Source organism: Actinophytocola sp., from assembly GCF_036555685.1.
GTDB lineage: Bacteria > Actinomycetota > Actinomycetes > Mycobacteriales > Pseudonocardiaceae > Actinophytocola.
Genome location: NZ_DATBKY010000291.1, coordinates 17,831 through 34,452, shown reverse-complemented (window position 1 = coordinate 34,452; position 16,622 = coordinate 17,831). Strand labels below are relative to the sequence as shown.

General features: G+C 73.1%; 15 protein-coding genes. 7 read left to right on the top strand and 8 right to left on the bottom strand.

Features of this window, described 5'->3' with window-relative positions:
- The first annotated feature begins 211 nt into the window (after window positions 1-211).
- The 3 genes from VH969_RS29555 (at window position 212) to VH969_RS29545 (ending at window position 4,162) form a co-directional block, all read left to right on the top strand.
- Entirely contained in the window at window positions 212-958 is a 747-nt protein-coding gene (locus VH969_RS29555; protein WP_331980191.1) for a hypothetical protein, read from the top strand.
- A gap of 227 nt (window positions 959-1,185) precedes the next feature.
- A complete protein-coding gene (locus VH969_RS29550; protein WP_331980189.1) occupies window positions 1,186-2,556 on the top strand; it encodes a serine/threonine-protein kinase in 1,371 nt (456 codons plus the stop codon).
- 46 nt (window positions 2,557-2,602) lie between these two features.
- A complete protein-coding gene (locus tag VH969_RS29545; RefSeq protein ID WP_331980187.1) occupies window positions 2,603-4,162 on the top strand; it encodes a serine/threonine-protein kinase in 1,560 nt (519 codons plus the stop codon).
- A gap of 204 nt (window positions 4,163-4,366) precedes the next feature.
- Here the strand turns inward: VH969_RS29545 and VH969_RS29540 are convergent, their stop codons facing one another.
- The 3 genes from VH969_RS29540 to VH969_RS29530 are packed head-to-tail and all read right to left on the bottom strand — an operon-like array spanning window position 4,367 to window position 6,809.
- Window positions 4,367-4,759, bottom strand: a complete 393-nt coding sequence (locus VH969_RS29540) for a hypothetical protein (RefSeq protein WP_331980185.1) — start codon at window positions 4,757-4,759, stop codon at window positions 4,367-4,369.
- Between the two features lie 55 nt (window positions 4,760-4,814).
- On the bottom strand, window positions 4,815-5,483 hold the full coding sequence (locus VH969_RS29535) for a response regulator (RefSeq protein WP_331980183.1): 669 nt from the start codon (window positions 5,481-5,483) through the stop codon (window positions 4,815-4,817).
- A gap of 27 nt (window positions 5,484-5,510) precedes the next feature.
- On the bottom strand, window positions 5,511-6,809 hold the full coding sequence (locus tag VH969_RS29530) for an ATP-binding protein (protein WP_414638635.1): 1,299 nt from the start codon (window positions 6,807-6,809) through the stop codon (window positions 5,511-5,513).
- A gap of 139 nt (window positions 6,810-6,948) precedes the next feature.
- Between VH969_RS29530 and VH969_RS29525 the strand changes: the two genes are divergently transcribed.
- On the top strand, window positions 6,949-8,298 hold the full coding sequence (locus VH969_RS29525; RefSeq protein WP_331980181.1) for a PspC domain-containing protein: 1,350 nt from the start codon (window positions 6,949-6,951) through the stop codon (window positions 8,296-8,298).
- Complete coding sequence (locus tag VH969_RS29520) at window positions 8,291-8,512, top strand: hypothetical protein (protein ID WP_331980179.1); 222 nt, start codon at window positions 8,291-8,293, stop codon at window positions 8,510-8,512. The genes VH969_RS29525 and VH969_RS29520 overlap by 8 nt, the downstream gene beginning before the upstream one ends.
- A 72-nt stretch (window positions 8,513-8,584) precedes the next feature.
- Here VH969_RS29520 and VH969_RS29515 read toward each other — a convergent pair whose 3' ends face one another.
- Both VH969_RS29515 and guaA read right to left on the bottom strand, forming a co-directional pair.
- Entirely contained in the window at window positions 8,585-9,058 is a 474-nt protein-coding gene (locus VH969_RS29515) for a hypothetical protein (protein ID WP_331980177.1), read from the bottom strand.
- A complete protein-coding gene (guaA, locus tag VH969_RS29510; protein ID WP_331980175.1) occupies window positions 9,055-10,611 on the bottom strand; it encodes a glutamine-hydrolyzing GMP synthase in 1,557 nt (518 codons plus the stop codon). The genes VH969_RS29515 and guaA overlap by 4 nt, the downstream gene beginning before the upstream one ends.
- 42 nt (window positions 10,612-10,653) lie before the next feature.
- On the opposite strand from guaA, the gene VH969_RS29505 reads away from it, so the two are divergent.
- Entirely contained in the window at window positions 10,654-12,108 is a 1,455-nt protein-coding gene (locus VH969_RS29505) for an aldehyde dehydrogenase family protein (RefSeq protein ID WP_331980173.1), read from the top strand.
- Between the two features lie 13 nt (window positions 12,109-12,121).
- The gene (locus VH969_RS29500; RefSeq protein ID WP_331980171.1) at window positions 12,122-12,550 is read left to right on the top strand and encodes a VOC family protein; all 429 of its coding nucleotides are present in this window, start codon (window positions 12,122-12,124) and stop codon (window positions 12,548-12,550) included.
- Between the two features lie 3 nt (window positions 12,551-12,553).
- On the opposite strand, the gene VH969_RS29495 is transcribed toward VH969_RS29500, so the two are convergent.
- The 3 genes from VH969_RS29495 to VH969_RS29485 are packed head-to-tail and all read right to left on the bottom strand — an operon-like array spanning window position 12,554 to window position 16,616.
- Window positions 12,554-14,035, bottom strand: coding sequence for an FAD-binding oxidoreductase (locus tag VH969_RS29495; protein WP_331980169.1), 1,482 nt, complete (start codon window positions 14,033-14,035; stop codon window positions 12,554-12,556).
- 43 nt (window positions 14,036-14,078) lie between these two features.
- Window positions 14,079-15,647, bottom strand: a complete 1,569-nt coding sequence (locus VH969_RS29490) for an FAD-dependent monooxygenase (RefSeq protein WP_331980167.1) — start codon at window positions 15,645-15,647, stop codon at window positions 14,079-14,081.
- Window positions 15,648-16,616, bottom strand: coding sequence for an MBL fold metallo-hydrolase (locus VH969_RS29485; RefSeq protein WP_331980165.1), 969 nt, complete (start codon window positions 16,614-16,616; stop codon window positions 15,648-15,650). It lies immediately after the preceding gene.
- Window positions 16,617-16,622: the final 6 nt, after the last annotated feature.

The following is a 16,622-nucleotide window of genomic DNA, read 5'->3' as shown; positions in this document are numbered from 1 at the left end:
CGAACGATTGCGCCGTCAATTACTCCGATCGAGTGAAGTTTGGGTTCTAGCGAAGACCCGTTCGGGTGATCCGCTTCGATTTACTGGCGGTCCAACAGGGGCGCACGGTACCTATTTGGCCCTACTCGAGACGCACGAAGGGCCTGGAGAAGTGGATCGTCTGACGACCGGGCGTCGGCGGGTGCGTGCCGGCTCGGTTTCCGTCACCGAGTTGATCACCAAACAGGCCGCAAGACCCGAGTCCCCGCAAGGGGACGTCGACGTGACCGCGGACCTGCCGATCGTCTCCGGCGGGACGCCGACCTCGCACCGGCGGCCCGCGATGCACGGTGCGCAGTTCGCGAAGATCACCGGACTCGGGGTCGCCACCGCCGTCCTGTGCGGCGCGGTCGGCATCGCGTCCACGATCGCCCACCAGCGCCAGGTCGAGAACGAGGCGGCGAACCGCCCGGCCGAGCCGATCAGCGGCGAGCAGGCTCTGCTGCCCGACGAGCTCGACCGGACCCTGACGCGCGGTGGCGCGAAGGCCGTGGCGCCGCCCGCGCCCGACCCGGTCACGCAGGCGCCTCGAGCCGAGGCGAATCCGCCGCCGGCCACGACGACGACCACGGCCCCGGCCACGGCTCCGGCCGACACGGGCGCGGCCGCCCCCACGCCCGTGTCGGATCTGGACGTCGTCCGCCGGTTCTACGAGACCGTGCCGCGCGACCCGGCTGTCGCGTTCGGACTGATCTCCCCCGAGCTGCTGCACTCGACGCTCGGCCGGTTCCTCGAGTCCTGGTCACGCGTGCGCTCGGTCGACGTGCTGGGACTGCAGAAGCGCGCGGACGGCGTGCTCGCGATCATCCGCATGCAGCTCGCCGACGGCCGGCACATCCAGCTGCAGCAGCTGCTGACGGTCGCCGACTCGCCGCGCCGGATCGTGGATGTCGAGCTGCTTTCGGCGCAACGCAACTGATCCACTAAGCTCTCTACCCGTTGTGCACTGTGTGGTCCGTATTCGTGTGCGCAGAGTGAGCGCCTAGCCTGGTGCGGGTCGGCGTACGTGGGTCCCGCCACGTTACGTGTGGCGATGAACACGCCCGCCGCCAGCCGGGGAGGTTTCTGTGACCCGCGGTCCAGGTAACCAATCACATCCGGAGTCGGTATGAGCGATGGCCCGCAGGCAGGGAGGGACTCGGCGCGATGACCGATGAGGGTCGCCTGGTAGCCGGGCGCTACCGTCTGGTCTACCGCATCGGCACCGGTGCGATGGGCGTCGTCTGGCAGGCGCACGACGAGCGGTTGAACAGAACCGTCGCGGTGAAGCGACTCCTGCTGCAGCCGGGCCTGCCTCCCGACGAGGCGCACGAAGCCGTCGAGCGGGTCATGCGCGAGGGCCGCATCGCGGCGAAGCTCCACCATCCAAACGCGATCGCTGTCTTCGACGTGGTCGACGAGCAGGGCGCGCCCTGCCTGATCATGGAGTACCTGCCCTCCAAGAGCCTCGCGATGGTGATGGCCGAGCGCGGCCCGCTGCCCGCCCGCGAGGTCGCCCGCATCGGCGCGCAGTCGGCGGCCGCGCTCGCCGCCGCGCACGCGGCCGGCATCGTGCACCGCGACGTCAAGCCGGGCAACATCCTGCTCGGCGACGACGGCACCGTGAAGATCACCGACTTCGGCATCTCCCGCGCCACCGACGACGTCACCGTCACCAAGACCGGCATGATCGCCGGCACGCCCGCCTACCTCGCGCCCGAGGCGGCGATCGGCAACGAGCCGACGCCCGCGTCGGACGTGTTCTCCCTCGGCTCCACGCTCTACGCCGCGGTCGAGGGCGAGCCGCCGTTCGGGCTGACCGAGAACACGCTGCAGCTGCTGCACGCGGTCGCGGCCGGCCGGATCAACCCGCCGCTGCAGGCCGGCCCGCTCACCGGCGTGCTGACGTGGCTGCTCGCCACCGACCCCGAGGACCGCCCGTCCACGTCCAGGACACGTGACCTGCTCGCCGCCGTGGCCGCGGGCGAGACGCCGTCCGTGCCGTCGATGCCCCGTGCCTTTCCGGTGGCGGGGGACGCGGCGACGCGAATGGTGAACTCGTACGACGACTACGACGGATACGACGAGTACGACGAGTTCGGGGAGTACGGGGACGAGGCCACCCAGCTGGTCGGTGCGGACGACCGGACCCGCGCGGTCCGCCCGATGCCCGCCGCCCCACCCCCGTCCTCCCGGTCCCGCAAGCCGCTCGTGTTCGCCGGCGTGCTGCTCGCGGCGCTGGTCGCCGCGGGCGCCTGGCTGCTGGGCACGCGGGACGGCCAGCGGCCGGAGCAGACCGATCCCACGGTGAACAACGAGGCCCCGGCGCCCCAGACCACGACCACGACGGAAGCGCCCCCCACGACGACCACGACCACAGAGGAACCCACGACCACGGAGGAAGAGGTCACGACGACCGAGCGGCCGACGACGACCACCACCAAGAGGACGACGACCACCACCACGACCACCCAACCACCGACTTCGGAACCGCCACCGCAAGAGACCGCCACGACCACCACGGCCGCGGCGGGGTGAGGCGCTAAGTGGACGCGGACGGGATCGAGGGCGCTGGGGGAATGTCGTGACGGGTGAAGGGGGCGTGGTCGCGGGCCGCTACCGGCTCGGCCAGCGGCTGGGCAGCGGCGCGATGGGGATCGTGTGGCAGGCCCACGACGAACGTCTACATCGGACCGTGGCGATCAAGCAGCTGCTCCTGCAGCCCGGCCTGACCGACGCGCAGGCAGAGGAGGCGCGGCGAAGATGTATGCGGGAGGGGCGCATCGCGGCGCGGCTCGCGCATCCCAACGCGATCACGGTCTACGACGTCGCCGAGCACGAGGGCGACCCGTGGCTGGTCATGGAGTACCTGCCGTCCAAGAGCCTGGCGACGGTCCTCTCCGAGCGGGGCACGCTGAGCCCGCAGGAGGCCGCCCGGATCGGCACGCAGGTCGCCTCGGCGCTGGTGGCCGCGCACGGCGCGGGCATCGTGCACCGCGACATCAAGCCGGCCAACGTGCTGCTCGCCGACGACGGCACGGTCAAGATCACCGACTTCGGCATCTCGCGGGCCACGGGTGACGTCACGGTCACCGCGACCGGCATGCTCGCCGGCACGCCGGCCTACCTCGCGCCCGAGGTCGCGAAGGGCCAGGACCCGACGCCGGCGGCGGACGTCTTCTCGCTCGGCTCCACGCTGTACACGGCCGTCGAGGGGCACTCGCCGTTCGGGCTTTCGGAGAACACGCTGGCGTTGCTGTACGCCGTGGCCGCGGGCAACATCACCCCGCCGCGGCACGCCGGCCCGCTCACCGCGTTGCTGATGCAGCTGCTGCGGGTGGACCCGGCCGAGCGGCCGTCGCTCGTGGTGGCGCGGGACAGCCTCTCGGCGGTCGCCGACGGGCGGCCGGCCCCGGTGATGGACACGGCCAGCGCGCCGACCAACCGCATCGCCGGCGCCCGGCTGCCGCAGGCTCCCACTGGTCCGTCGACACCGCCCCGCCCGGCGACGCCGCCGCACCAGTGGGCCGGACCGCCGAAGGAGGCGACGCGGCTCGACGTGCACCCGTTCTCCGAGCCGATACCGAGCGGGCCGGGGAATTCGCTGCACCGGGAGCCGATGCCCTCCGGCCCGACGCCGCGGCTACCCCGCGCGCCCCGCGAACGCAACCGTGCCCGGTCCGTCGCGCTGACCGTGCTGGCGATCGTCGCGGCCATGCTGGTCGGAATCCTGGTGGCGACGCTGCTGTCCAACACGGGCAACAACAGCTCGGGCGACAACGCCCGGCAGACGTCCCCGCAGGAGGCTCCGGCGTCCCAGCGCGAACCGCAGGCGGAAGACTACGACCGGGCGGTCCGGGACTACTACGCGCTACTTCCGGACCAGACCGACGAGGCGTACGACCTGCTCACCGGCCGGGCCAAGGAGAAGTCTCGCGGGAAGCGGACCTACACGCGCTTCTGGAACACGATCGAGTCCGTCGACGTCCTCGACACCGACGTGGAGGGCAACCGCGTCGCGGCGGAGCTGCTCTACAAGACCAAGTCGGGCCGCACCTCCCGCGAGGCGACCTCCTTCGCGCTCGTCCAGAAGAACGGCCAGCTGCTGATCGAGAACTTCGTCCGCGTCGGCGACGGCGGCTGACCGACGCCGCTGCGGGTCGCCCGGCCGCGACCGTCGGCTACCCGCTGCCGGTCGTGTCGGTGCCGCTCGGCGCGCTCGTGCTCGGCGAGGACCTCGGCCCGCGCGTCATCGCCGGCATGGTCGACCTCGCCGGGTCGCGACGCCGCGGGTGCGCCGCCGGACCCCGGCCGGGCAAGCGGATCCGGTGCCGGCGGTGGCCGCGCGCTAGGGGCGCGGGTACTGCTCGGTGCGGCCGCCGTACAGCTCCGGCCCGCCGATCGGGGGCTGCGAGCCGGTGTGCGGTCCGCCCGGCCCGATCGGCGGCTGCTGGCCGGTGTGCGGGCCACCGCGCCCGTACCCGCCCGGCGCCTGGAACTGCGGCTGGCCCGGCGCCCGCCGCTGGGGTGCCGACAACGCCGCCGGCTCGCCCGCGGCGGGCTTCACGACGCCGGCCGCGACCACCAGGACGAGCGCCAGCACGGCGAGGATGAGGTAGGACTGCAGCTGGCCCGTGTCGTCCTTGCCCATGAGCGTGAACGCGCGGTACCCGACATATCCGCCGAGACCGAGGCCGGCCACGACCAAGATCACCTGGACTGCCACCAGGAAGCTCCGCATGGCCGCTGACTGTAGCTCCGCAGAACGCCTTTGCGGCAGTGCTGAATAGCCCTGTTCAGACGAGCCTGCGGTCCGAGGCCCAGCGGGACAGCTCGTAGCGGTTCGACAGCTGCGTCTTGCGCAGGACGCTGGACACGTGGGTCTCCACCGTCTTCACCGAGATGAACAGCTCCGCCGCGATCTCCTTGTAGGCGTACCCGCGGGCCAGCAGGCGCAGCACGTCGCGCTCGCGCGGGGTCAGCAGGTCCAGCTCGGGGTCGGAGATCGGCGCCTGCCCGGGCCGGTCGGCGAAGGCGTCCAGGACGAAACCCGCCAACCGCGGCGAGAACACCGCGTCGCCCTCGGACACCCGGACGATCGCGCGGACGAGCTCGTGGCTGGAGATCGTCTTCGTGACGTACCCGCGCGCGCCCGCGCGGATCACGGCGATCACGTCCTCGGCGGCGTCGGACACCGAGAGCGCGAGGAACACGACGTCGGTGTCGTCCTTGCGCACGCGGCGCAGGACCTCGGCGCCGCCGCCGTCGGGCATGTGCACGTCGAGGAGCACGACGTCCGGCTTGCGGTGCCCGATGCCCGCGACCGCCTCGCCGACGGTGCCGGCCTCGCCGACCACCTCGACCTCGTCGGTGATGGAGTCCAGCTCGGCGCGCACCCCGGCGCGGAACAGGCCGTGGTCGTCGACCAGGAACACGCGAACCCGCCGCTTCTCGCCCTCAGTCACGGAAATCTCCTTCTGTGCGCCTGCGCCTCAGGCCCCGACCGTGGCGCGTGGCATCTGCAGCGCCACCTCGGTGCCCTCACCCGGCGCCGTGCGCAGCCGCACCTCGCCGCCGTTGCGCTCCATCCTGCCCCGGATCGAGTCGGCGAGGCCATGCCGGTCCTCGGGCACGGCGCTCGCGTCGAACCCCTTGCCCCGGTCGCGCACGAAGATCGTCACCCGGTCCGGCTCCACCTCGGCGTACACGCTGACCTCGGAGACGTCCGCGTGCTTCGCCGCGTTGACCACCGCCTCGCGGGCCGCGAACACCAGGCCGGTCAGCTTCTCGTCGAGGTCGCAGTCGCCGACCACGACCTGCTGGACCTGGATCGCGAACTGGTCCTCGACCTCGCCGCACGCCTGCGCGATGGCCTCGGCGAGCGCCATCGGTTCCGCGCCGTCGGGGGTGGCGCCGTCGGTCTTGCGACCGTAGCCGGACGGTCCGTACAGCCAGCCCCGCAGCTGCCGCTCCTGCCCGCGCGCGAGCCGCAGCACCTCGCGCGGCGCCTCGGCCTGCTTCTGGATCAGCGCGAGCGTCTGGAGCACGGAGTCGTGGAGGTGCGCGGCGATCTCCGCGCGCTCCTCGGTACGGATGCGGGCCCGGCGCTCCTCGCCGAGGTCGCGGACCAGCCGCAGCCAGAACGGCACGGTCAGCACGGCCACGCCGATCAGCGTGGCGAGCACGGACAGCAGCGCGAACTGCATCTGGTCGAGGTCCACGCTGCGGATCAGGAAAACGACGATGCCGGCGACGGCCAGCGCGGCGCCGGCGAGCACCCGGATCAGCGCGCTGCGCCCGCCGTCGCCGAGCACCGCGCCGAGGAAGCCGCTGCGCGCGCGGCGCCGGGTCGAGTCGTCGGCCTCCCGCCACACCAGGGCGATACCGACGAGCGTGACGCCGATGCCGCCGGCGACCCAGCCGTTGAGCGTGCCGGACAGCGTGCCCGCACCGATCGCGAGGCCGATGCCCAGCGCGATCAGGCCGCGGGCCTGCTGGCGTTCCTTGCGCGAGACCTCCTTCTCGACCTGGTTCTGCGCCTCCTCGCGCGACTGCTGCGGCACGAAGACCCAGAGCAGGCCGTAGGCGAGCACCCCGGCCCCGCCGAGCGCCGCGAGGACCGCGAACGCCAGGCGCACCCACAGGACACGGATCTCCAGGTGGTCGGCGATGCCACCGGCCACGCCGGCGACGGCGCGGCCGTTGCGCCGGCGGCGCATCTTCACGACGTCGTCGGCGGTCGCCGGCGGGTTCGCCTTCTTCCGCTCCACGTCCCGCGCGTCCGGTTGCATCGACGTGGTCACCACCTGTACTGCCACCCGTCCATCGTCACATGCTCACCGTGCACGTTCATCCGGGAAATACCCCGGGGTCAAACATCAGGGTCGCTCCCTGATGTGCCGGACCGCCGAAGGACGCATGCTCGTTTGCGTGAGTGGGACACAGCAGACCGGCATGGCCGGTGTCGAGGACACAGTCAAGGACTTCTGGGCGACCCGGCCCAGACGGCCGCGGCGGGGGCGCAAGATCGCGGGCGTCGCGGCGGGCATCGCGAACCGCTACCGGATCGACCCGACGCTCGTGCGCGTCGCGTTCGTCGTCGCATCGCTGTACGGCGGCGCGGGCATCGTGCTCTACCTGCTCGGCTGGCTCTTCCTGCCCGAGCAGGACGACGAGGTGTCGCCGTTCGAGTCGCTGATCGGCCGCGGCCGCAGCTCCACCTCGAACGCGTTCACCATCGTGCTCTGCCTGGGCCTGATCCCGGGGATCAGCTGGTTCTTCGGCGGCTTCTTCCCGGGCTTCCCGGGGTTCCTGAGCGTGGTCGTGCTGGGCGGGGCGCTGTACCTGCTGCACTACCACCGCGGGCACCTCGGCCGCCCGCATCCCTACGGGCCGGACACGGCGACCACGCCGATGCCCGAACCGACGGCCGCACCGACGCCGGCCACGCCGATGTCGACCCCACCGATGTCGACCCGGGGCTCCGGTACCACGATGCCGCTGCCCGAGGAGCAGGTCGACCCGCTGACCAACGAGCCGCCGCCGGTAGCCGAGCGCCGCGAGGAGCCGCGGGACACGCCGCCGGCCTGGGACCCGCTGGGTGCCGCGCCGTTCGCGTGGGATCTGCCGGACCCGACCCCGCAGCCGACCGACGAGGACGAGGAGCCGCCCGCGCCGCGGCGCCGCAAGTCACGGATCGGCCTGCTGACCGTCGGCGTCGGCCTGATCACCGCGGCCGTGCTGTCGACCGTGACCGGCGGCTGGATCAACCCGCAGCACATCGTCGGCATCGTGCTGGCCGTGCTCGGCTTCGGCATGGTCATCGGCTCGTTCCACCGCGGCGGGCGTGGCCTGATCGCGCTGGCGGTGCCGCTGGCCGCGGTCGGCATCGGGATGACCACGATCTTCCCGAACGGCGTGCACGGCGGCGTGGGCGACATCAGGGCGACTCCGATGTCGCTGTCGGAGGTGCGGCCGCACTACGAGCGCGGGGCCGGCTCGGTGAGCCTCGACCTGACGAAGCTGCCGGACTCCGGCGACGTGCACACCCGGATCCACCTGGGCCTGGGCGACGTCACGGTGATCGTGCCGCCGGACGCGGACGTGGACGTGCGCTGCGACGTCGGGCTGGGCGACGTGAACTGCCTGGGCCGCCAGCAGTCGGGGACGGACAACAACCTGGTGACGGTCGAGGACAACGGCACGGACGGCGCCGGTGGCCTCAAGGTGGACCTGAACGTCGACGTCGACACCGGAAGCGTGGAGGTGCAGCGTGGCTGAGAAGGCGACCGACACGGAGACCCGGCGCCGCTGGCCGGACGTGTTCACCCTGGTGATGGGCCTGGCCACGCTGGTCGCGTCGGGCTACGTCCTGACCGACGGCGCCATGTGGCTGCCCCACGTCGACCCCCGCTGGCTGATCACGGGCGCGGCCCTGTTCGTCGGCGTACTGCTGCTGGCCTCGTCGCTTCGGGGCAGCCGGCGGAAGCGCTGACGCACCTCCCGCTCACGAGGGCGGTCTCCCCACCGGGAGGCCGCCCTTCGCCGTTCCGCCGCATGTGGCCGCCTATGCCGCGGCCATCACCCGCCGCTGCAGGTCGGTCAGCACCGAGGTGAACCCCGCCGAGGGCAGCACGCCGAGCGGCCCGGCCGGGTCGTCGTGGCCCCTCGCGTACCCGCGCAGCGGCGTGGCGACGTGCCGGCCGTCCTCGAGGTGCAGGACCAGCCGGCGCACGCCGTCGGGCTTCGCCGGCATCGTGTCGACGACCGAGACGTCGCCCAGCGGCACGGAGTCCGTGCGGAGCACGCGGCACACCCAGATCCGCTCGACGTCGACGTACACGCCACGCCGCCGGTACCGCCACCACACGACCGCCCACGCCACCAGCAGGAGCACCCCGGCGGCACCCACCACGAACGACAGCGTGCCGTTGACCATGGCGCGCACCAGCAGCACGGCGACGAAGAGGCCGACGAGCCAGGAGGCCGCCGCGCCCGCGGTCCTGCGTGGCGGCGGCCCGTATCGCATTCGGTCGTTCATTCCCACTCGATCGTCCCCGGTGGCTTCGACGTGACGTCCAGGACGACCCGGTTCACCTCGGGCACCTCGTTCGTGATGCGGGTCGAGATGCGCTCCAGGACGTCGTAGGGGAACCGGGTCCAGTCGGCGGTCATCGCGTCCTCCGAGGACACCGGCCGCAGCACCACCGGGTGGCCGTAGGTCCGGAAGTCACCCTGCACGCCGACCGAGTGGACGTCCGCGAGCAGCACGACCGGGCACTGCCAGATGTCGCGGTCCAGCCCGGCGGCGGTCAGCTCCTCCCGCGCGATCGTGTCGGCCGCGCGCAGGATGGACAGCCGCGCGGCGGTCACCGCGCCGATGACCCGGATGCCCAGGCCCGGGCCGGGGAACGGCTGGCGGTGCACGATCGTCTCCGGCAGGCCGAGCTCCAGCCCGACGCGGCGGACCTCGTCCTTGAACAGCTCGCGGAGCGGCTCGACGAGCTCGAAGGAGAGGTCGTCGGGCAGCCCGCCGACGTTGTGGTGGCTCTTGATGTTCGCCGCCCCGCTGCCGCCGCCGGACTCGACGACGTCCGGGTACAGCGTGCCCTGCACGAGGAACCGGTAGTCCCCGGCCGCCTTCAGGTCGCGCTCGGCCTGCTCGAACACGCGGATGAACTCGCGCCCGATGATCTTGCGCTTCTGCTCCGGGTCGGTCACGTCCGCGAGCGCCTCGAGGAACTTCTCCGCCGCGTCGACGGTGACGAGCTTGACCCCGGTCGCCGCGACGTAGTCGCGCTCGACCTGCCCGCGCTCGCCGGCCCGCAGCAGCCCGTGGTCGACGAACACGCAGGTGAGCCTGTCGCCGATGGCCCGCTGCACGAGCGCCGCCGCGACCGCCGAGTCGACGCCGCCGGACAGCCCGCAGATCGCCCGGCCGGCAGGTCCGAGCTGCGCCCGGATCCGCTCGACCTGTTCGTCCACAATGGACGCGATCGTCCACGAAGGACGGATGCCGGCGATGTCGTGAAGGAAGCGGCGCAGCACCTCCTGCCCGTGCGGGGAGTGCGCCACCTCCGGGTGGTACTGCACGCCCGCGAGCCGCCGCGTGGTGTCCTCGAACGCCGCCACCGGCGCGCCGTCCGAGCCGGCCGTCACCGTGAACCCGGGCGGTGCCCCCGTGACGCTGTCGCCGTGCGACATCCACACCGGGTGCCGGCCCGGCAGGTCCGCGTGCAGCACGCCACCCGCCGCGCCCAGCTCGGTGCGGCCGTACTCCCGGGTCCCCGTGTGCGCGACCTCGCCGCCGAGCGCCTGCGCCATGGCCTGGAAGCCGTAGCAGATACCGAACACCGGCACGCCCGCAGCGAACAGCTTGGGGTCGACGGCCGGCGCGCCCTCGGCGTAGACCGACGACGGCCCGCCGGAGAGCACGATCGCGAGCGGGTCGCGCGCCAGCATCTCGGCGACCGTCGCGGTGTGCGGCACGACCTCGGAGTACACCTGCGCCTCCCGCACCCGGCGGGCGATGAGCTGGGCATACTGCGCCCCGAAGTCGACCACGAGAACCGGCCGGTGCTGGTGTTCCGTCACAGGGGAAGCATGTCACGGGCCCGGGGGCCTACGGTGGAGGGCATGAACGCGACAGAGCCGCACCTGCCGACACCCCGGCCCGTCTACGTGGCCGGCCGCGCGGAGCAGAGCGACCAGACGCTCAGCGTGCACCATCCCTACGACGGGAACGAGATCGCGACCGTCTGCGTGCCGACCGCCGAGCAGGTCGAGCGCGCGGTCGCCGCGGCCGAGGCCGCGATCGTCCCGTTCCGCACCACGCCCGCGCACGTGCGGGCCGCCGCGCTGGACCACGTGTCCCGCTCGATCGCGGCCAGAGCGGACGAGGTCGCGGAGATGATCACCGCGGAGAACGGCAAACCGCTCAAGTGGGCGACCATCGAGGTCAACCGCTGCGTCGCGACGTTCCGCATCGCCGCGGAGGAGGCCCGCCGGTTCTCCGGGGAGCTGCAGCGCCTCGACACCGACGCCACCGCCGAGGGCCGGATGGCCGTCGTGCGCCGGGTCCCGCGCGGGCCCGTGCTCGGCATCGCGCCGTTCAACTTCCCGCTGAACCTGGTCGCGCACAAGATGGCCCCGGCCATCGCCGCGGGCGCGCCGATCGTGGTCAAGCCCGCGCCGCGCACGCCGCTCTCGGCGCTGCTGCTCGGTGAGTTGCTCGCCGAGACCGACCTCCCCGAGGGCGCCTTCTCGGTCCTCACGGTCGGCAACGAGGAGACGGTCGAGCTGGTCAAGGACCCGCGCCTGCCGGTGGTGTCGTTCACCGGCTCGGGTCCGGTCGGCTGGTCGATCATGGACAACGCGCCGCGCAAGACCGTCGTGCTCGAGCTCGGCGGCAACGGCGCCGCGGTCGTGTGCCCGGACTGGCCGGACCTCGACTTCGCGGCCAAGCGGATCGCGACGTTCGGCAACTACCAGGCCGGCCAGTCCTGCATCGCCGTGCAGCGCGTCCTGGTCGACAAGTCGGTGGCCGAGACGTTCCTGCCGAAGCTCCTCGACGCGGTCAACGCGCTGCGCACCGGCGACCCGCACGACCCGGAGGTCGAGGTCGGCCCGCTGGTCGACGACGCCGCCGCGGAGCGCGTGGAGGCGTGGGTCAACGAGGCCGTGTCCGCGGGCGGCAAGCTGCTCGCGGGCGGCAAGCGCGACGGCGCGTCGGTCTCCCCGACCGTGCTCTCCGACGTCCCGCACGACGCCAAGGTCTGGGCCGAGGAGGTCTTCGGCCCGGTGCTGGTCGTGTCCGTCACCGACGGCATCGACGACGCGTTCGCCCAGGTCAACGACTCGCAGTACGGCCTGCAGGCGGGCGTGTTCACCAAGGACGTGCAGGTGGCGTTCCGGGCTCGCGCGGAGCTGGAGGTCGGCGGCGTGATAGTCGGCGACGTGCCGTCCTTCCGCGCGGACTCGATGCCCTACGGCGGCGTCAAGGGCTCCGGGTTCGGGCGCGAGGGCGTGCGCAGCGCCATGAACGACCTCACCGAGGAGCGGATCATGGTGCTCACCGGCCTCGAGCTCTGACGGGGAGACGGCGGTGGCGGACAGCGTGCCCGTGCTGCGGCACACGGTGCTCGACGGCACCGACATCCGAACGCTGGCCGAGTTCTACCGGCAGCTGCTGAGTCTGGTGTACCGGCCGGGCCACGAGCCACCGCCGCCGGGCGAGGACGACGCATGCGCCCGCGACTGGCTGGTGCTGCGGAACCCCAACGGCCCGCCGCTCGCCTTCCAGCACGTCGACGAGCTGCCGCGGGCGACGTGGCCGGACATCCGGGTGCCGCAGCAGCTGCACCTCGACATGACCGTGCCGTCGGTCGAGGAGATGGACGTCCAGCACCAGCGCGTACTCGGCCTCGGCGGCGAGCTGCTGCACGACGCCAGCGACGATCCCGAGGAACCGCTGCGCGTGTACGCCGACCCGGCCGGGCACCCGTTCTGCATCTTCGTGTGGCCTGCCGGCTGACGGTCAGCGAGGTTGGGTCAGGCCCTGGGCGAAGGCGAACACGCCGTCCGGGTCGTAGCGGTCGGCGACCTCGCGCAGGCGGGCGAGGTTGTCGCCGTAGTACGCGCTCGCCCAGTCGGGCATGTCCGGGTCGATGTAGTTGACGTAGCCCAGCTGCCCGGTGAGCTCGCCGAGCCCGTCGCGGACCTCGTCCACCGCGCGCGTGGCCGCCTGGCCGCCGGCCTCCGCGCCCGCGTAGATCTGCGCGCTCGCGAGTGCGGTGCGGTGCGGGAACGCGGTCGCGTCCGGCGCCACGTCGGCCACCGCGCCGCCCAGCGAGTCCAGCAGCAGGTCCGTCCTCGCCCGCCCGTCCACCAGCCCGACCAGCGCGGCCGTGTCGCCGACGGGCTCGGCGAGGATCCGCGAGGAGGCCACGAAGGACTCCCGGCCGAGGTTGCCGCCCGCGGCCGCGGCGTGGCACTGCCGGACGCTCTGCGCCGAGCAGCCGGCGAAGTACCGCATGGCGTCCAAATAGGACTTGGTCGACACGACCCGCGACGAGGCCGCCGGCCCGAACCCGGCCAGCAGCCGCTCGCAGTCCCGTTCGGTGCCGACGAAGCAGCCGCCCACCCGCGCGGTCGGCGGCGACCCGCCGGACACCACGCAGTTCGACCACATCTCGTTCGGCAGGCCGGCGATCCACTCCTGCCACGCGGCCACGACGTCCGCCGCGGCGCCGTCGAATCGCAGCGAGAAGACGACGAGGTCGGCCGCCTCGGGCGCGTCGAACGTGAACGAGGTGACGATCCCGAAGTTGCCGCCGCCTCCGCCGCGCAGCGCCCAGAACAGGTCCGGCTCGGCGTCCGCCGACGCCGTGACCAGCTTGCCGTCGGCCGTGACCACCTCCGCGGCGGTCAGCTTGTCGCAGGTGAGCCCGTACTCGCGGGCCAGCACGCCGATCCCGCCGCCGAGCGTCAGTCCGGAGATCCCGACCGTCGGGCACGACCCGGCCGGCAGGCAGCGCCCCTGCGCCGCGAGCCCGGCGTAGACGTCGATCAGCTTCGCCCCGGCGCCGATCACCGCGGTCCCGCCACGTACGTCCACTGAGGACATCGGGCTGAGGTCGGCGATCAGCGCGCCGTCCGCGTTGCTGTAGCCGGCATAGCTGTGCCCGCCCGAGCGCGCGGCGATCGGGATCCGCGAGCCCGCGGCGACCTCGACGCACGCCCGCACGTCCGCCGGCCGCTCGCAGCGCGCGACCGCGGCCGGCCTGCGCCCGTCGAACAGCGGGTTGTAGACGCGCGCGGCGGCCGGGTAACCCTGGTCGCCGGGCAGCACGAGCCCGCCGCGCAGCTTCTCCCGCAGCGCCGGCCAGTCCGGTGGTCCCGGCTCCGCCGGCCTCGTGGTCGTGGGCCGCGGCGTGCCCGGCTCGCCGGTGCACGCGGTGGCGGCGCCCGCGACGGCGGTCAGCGCGGCCGCGCCGAGCAACGTTCTCCTGGTGACCAAGTCCCCGACACCTCCCACCCCACGCAGACGCACGGGTAGTGGATCAGGTTGCCGCCGGTCCGGCTCCCCAGCCGGTCGCGCGCCGCAGGGCCGCGGTGACCAGCGGCGCGATCGGACCCTCCCGCGGCTCGTGCAGCACGGCCGCGAGGTGCCCGTCGGGCCGGACGATCGCGAGCGAGCGCGGCGGCAGCCGCAGGGCCTTGGCGAGGTGGTCGTCCTCCTCCTGATCGAGCAGGACCGGCAGGCCGGTGAGGGCCCGCTCGTCCTCGTCGGCCGGCCACCACGGGCACCAGTTCGCCAGCACGACGAACCCCGGCCCGACGAGCTCGCGCAGCCGCATGCCCCGGTCGAGCCGGCCGTCCGGGCACAGCACACCCGGCACGGGGGGCCGCGCGACGCCGGGTTCGGTCGGGAACGGGAGGAACGTGCGCGCGGGTGTGGTGAGCGGGGAGCCGGTGTACCAGAAGGGTTCGGCGAGCTTGCCGGAGTCGATCTCCTTGCGTGCTTCCGGGTCGTCGACGGACCGGGTGAGCACGTCGACGCGGTGCGCGCGCTCGGCCTCGCTCTGCGGTACGAGGAAGCGCATGGTCTCGTCGGTGACCCGAAGGTTCTCCGCGGCCGCGGCACCGCGCTCGGCGTCGTAGGACTCGAGCAGCTCCGGCCCGGCACATCCGGCCCGGTCGAGGGCGATCTTCCACGCGGCGTTGTCGGCGTCGCAGATACCGGAGTTGAGCCCGCGGGCGCCGAACGGGCTCATCGAGTGCGCGGCGTCGCCGGCGAGTAGCACGCGGCCAATCCGCATCGCCGGCACCCGACGCTGGTGGAACCGGTACACCGACAGCCAGACGATCTCGTAGTCCTTGTCGCCCACGACGGCCCGGATCCGCTTGTCGAGCCCGCCGCCCGCGCGCTCCGCGGCGAGGTCGAAGTCGTCGGGTACCTGCCAGTCGATGCGCCACACGCCGCCCGGCTGCGGGTGCAGCAGGACCTGGCGGCCGGGGTTCCAGACCGGGTCGAAGAAGAACCGCCGCTCGGGGACCGCGAAGCCGAGCTCCGCGCGGATGTCGGCGATGAGGAACTTGTCCGGAAAGGACACTCCGGCGAACGGCAGGCCCAGCAGCTCGCGGGTGGCCGAGCGGGGCCCGTCGGCGGCGATCAGGTGCGTGCCGGCCAGCTCGCCGTGCGTCGTGGCCACCCGGACGCCGTCGCCGTCCTGCGTGACGCCGGTGACCGCGTGGTCCCAGCGCAGCTCGACGAGCGGCTCCTCGCTGACCCGCTGCTCGAGCAGCAGCTCCACAATGGACTGCGGGGTGTTGACGAACGGCGGGAACGCGGAGTCGCCGACCTCGGGGAAGGTGATCTCGAGGACCTGGTGCTCGCGGTAGTAGGTGCGCCCGCGGGTCCAGGTGACGCCGACGTCGGCGACCTGCGCGCCGAGGCCGACGCGCTCGAGGATGTCGAGCACGTCGCGCTGGACGCAGATGGAGCGGCTGCCTTCCGCGGTGCGGTGGGGCTGTGCCTCGAGGAGCACGCAGGGCACGCCGTGGCGGGCGAGCAGCAGGGCGCTGACCATGCCCACGGGCCCGGCGCCGGCGACGAGGACCGGATCCATCTACTCCCCCTGCAGCGCGGCCCAGACCTCGCGGTCGCGCTCGGCGGTCCAGATGCGGGGCCAGTCGACGCCGTCGAGCTCGTCCCAGTACCGCTGCACGTTGAAAGGCAGGCAGTGCTCGAAGATCGGCCACCCGCCGAACTCGGGCGCGAGGGCGTCGTGCGCCTTGCTGAAGGCCTCGGCAAGGGCGCCCCCCGCGTCGTGCACGGCGCCGACCGTGCGGCGCAGCTCGTCGAGGAAGTGCCGGCTCTGCGCGACCGCCGCCCGGACGGCGTCCGCGCCCTGCGCCACCGCCCCGCGCCCGCCGACGAGCTGCTCCGCGCCGAACGCGGCCACGTTGTCCAATGTGGAGGAAGCCCAGTCGTCGTGGAAGGCGTCGCCGGTGTAGAGCGCGGCCTGCGCCTCGACGAGGTCCCCGGCGAAGAGGATCTTCTCCTGCGGCAGCCAGGCGACGATGTCGCCCGCGGTGTGCCCGCGCCCGCAGTACTGCAGGACGAGCTCGCGCTCGCCGCGCTCGCCGTCCAGCGGGATGACCATCCGGTCGCTGAAGGTCAGCGTGGGCCAGGTGAGCCCGGGGATCGATTCGGGCTCCTCGAAGAGCCGCGGCATCCGGCCGAGCTCGGACTCCCAGTCGGCCCGGCCGCGCTCGGCGATCAGCCGGCGGGTCTGCTCGTGGGTGACGATCTCCTGCGCCTCGAACGCGCCGGCGCCGAGCACGCGGACGGCGTGGTAGTGGGAGAGGACGAGGTAGCGGACGGGCTTGCCGGTCCGCTCGCGGAGCTTGCCGAGCCACCGGCGGGCGGCCACCGGCGTGGCCCTGGCCTCGAAGCAGACGAGGAAGTCCTCGGCCTCGATGGCCCCGACGTTGGGATCCCCCTCGGCCGTGAGCGCGTAGACCCCCGGCGCGAGCTCGACGAAGGTCTCCGCCTTGGCCTCGATGTCCCCACTGGACGCGAACGCTTTAGCCACGCCACC

Bases quoted from the DNA above. Each gene is read 5' to 3' on its own strand.
- VH969_RS29550 (WP_331980189.1), top strand. From the start codon at position 1,186: ATGACCGATGAGGGTCGCCTGGTAGCCGGGCGCTACCGTCTGGTCTAC.
- VH969_RS29540 (WP_331980185.1), bottom strand. From the start codon at position 4,759: ATGCGGAGCTTCCTGGTGGCAGTCCAGGTGATCTTGGTCGTGGCCGGC.
- VH969_RS29530 (WP_414638635.1), bottom strand. From the start codon at position 6,809: ATGCAACCGGACGCGCGGGACGTGGAGCGGAAGAAGGCGAACCCGCCG.
- VH969_RS29515 (WP_331980177.1), bottom strand. From the start codon at position 9,058: ATGAACGACCGAATGCGATACGGGCCGCCGCCACGCAGGACCGCGGGC.
- VH969_RS29505 (WP_331980173.1), top strand. From the start codon at position 10,654: ATGAACGCGACAGAGCCGCACCTGCCGACACCCCGGCCCGTCTACGTG.
- VH969_RS29490 (WP_331980167.1), bottom strand. From the start codon at position 15,647: ATGGATCCGGTCCTCGTCGCCGGCGCCGGGCCCGTGGGCATGGTCAGC.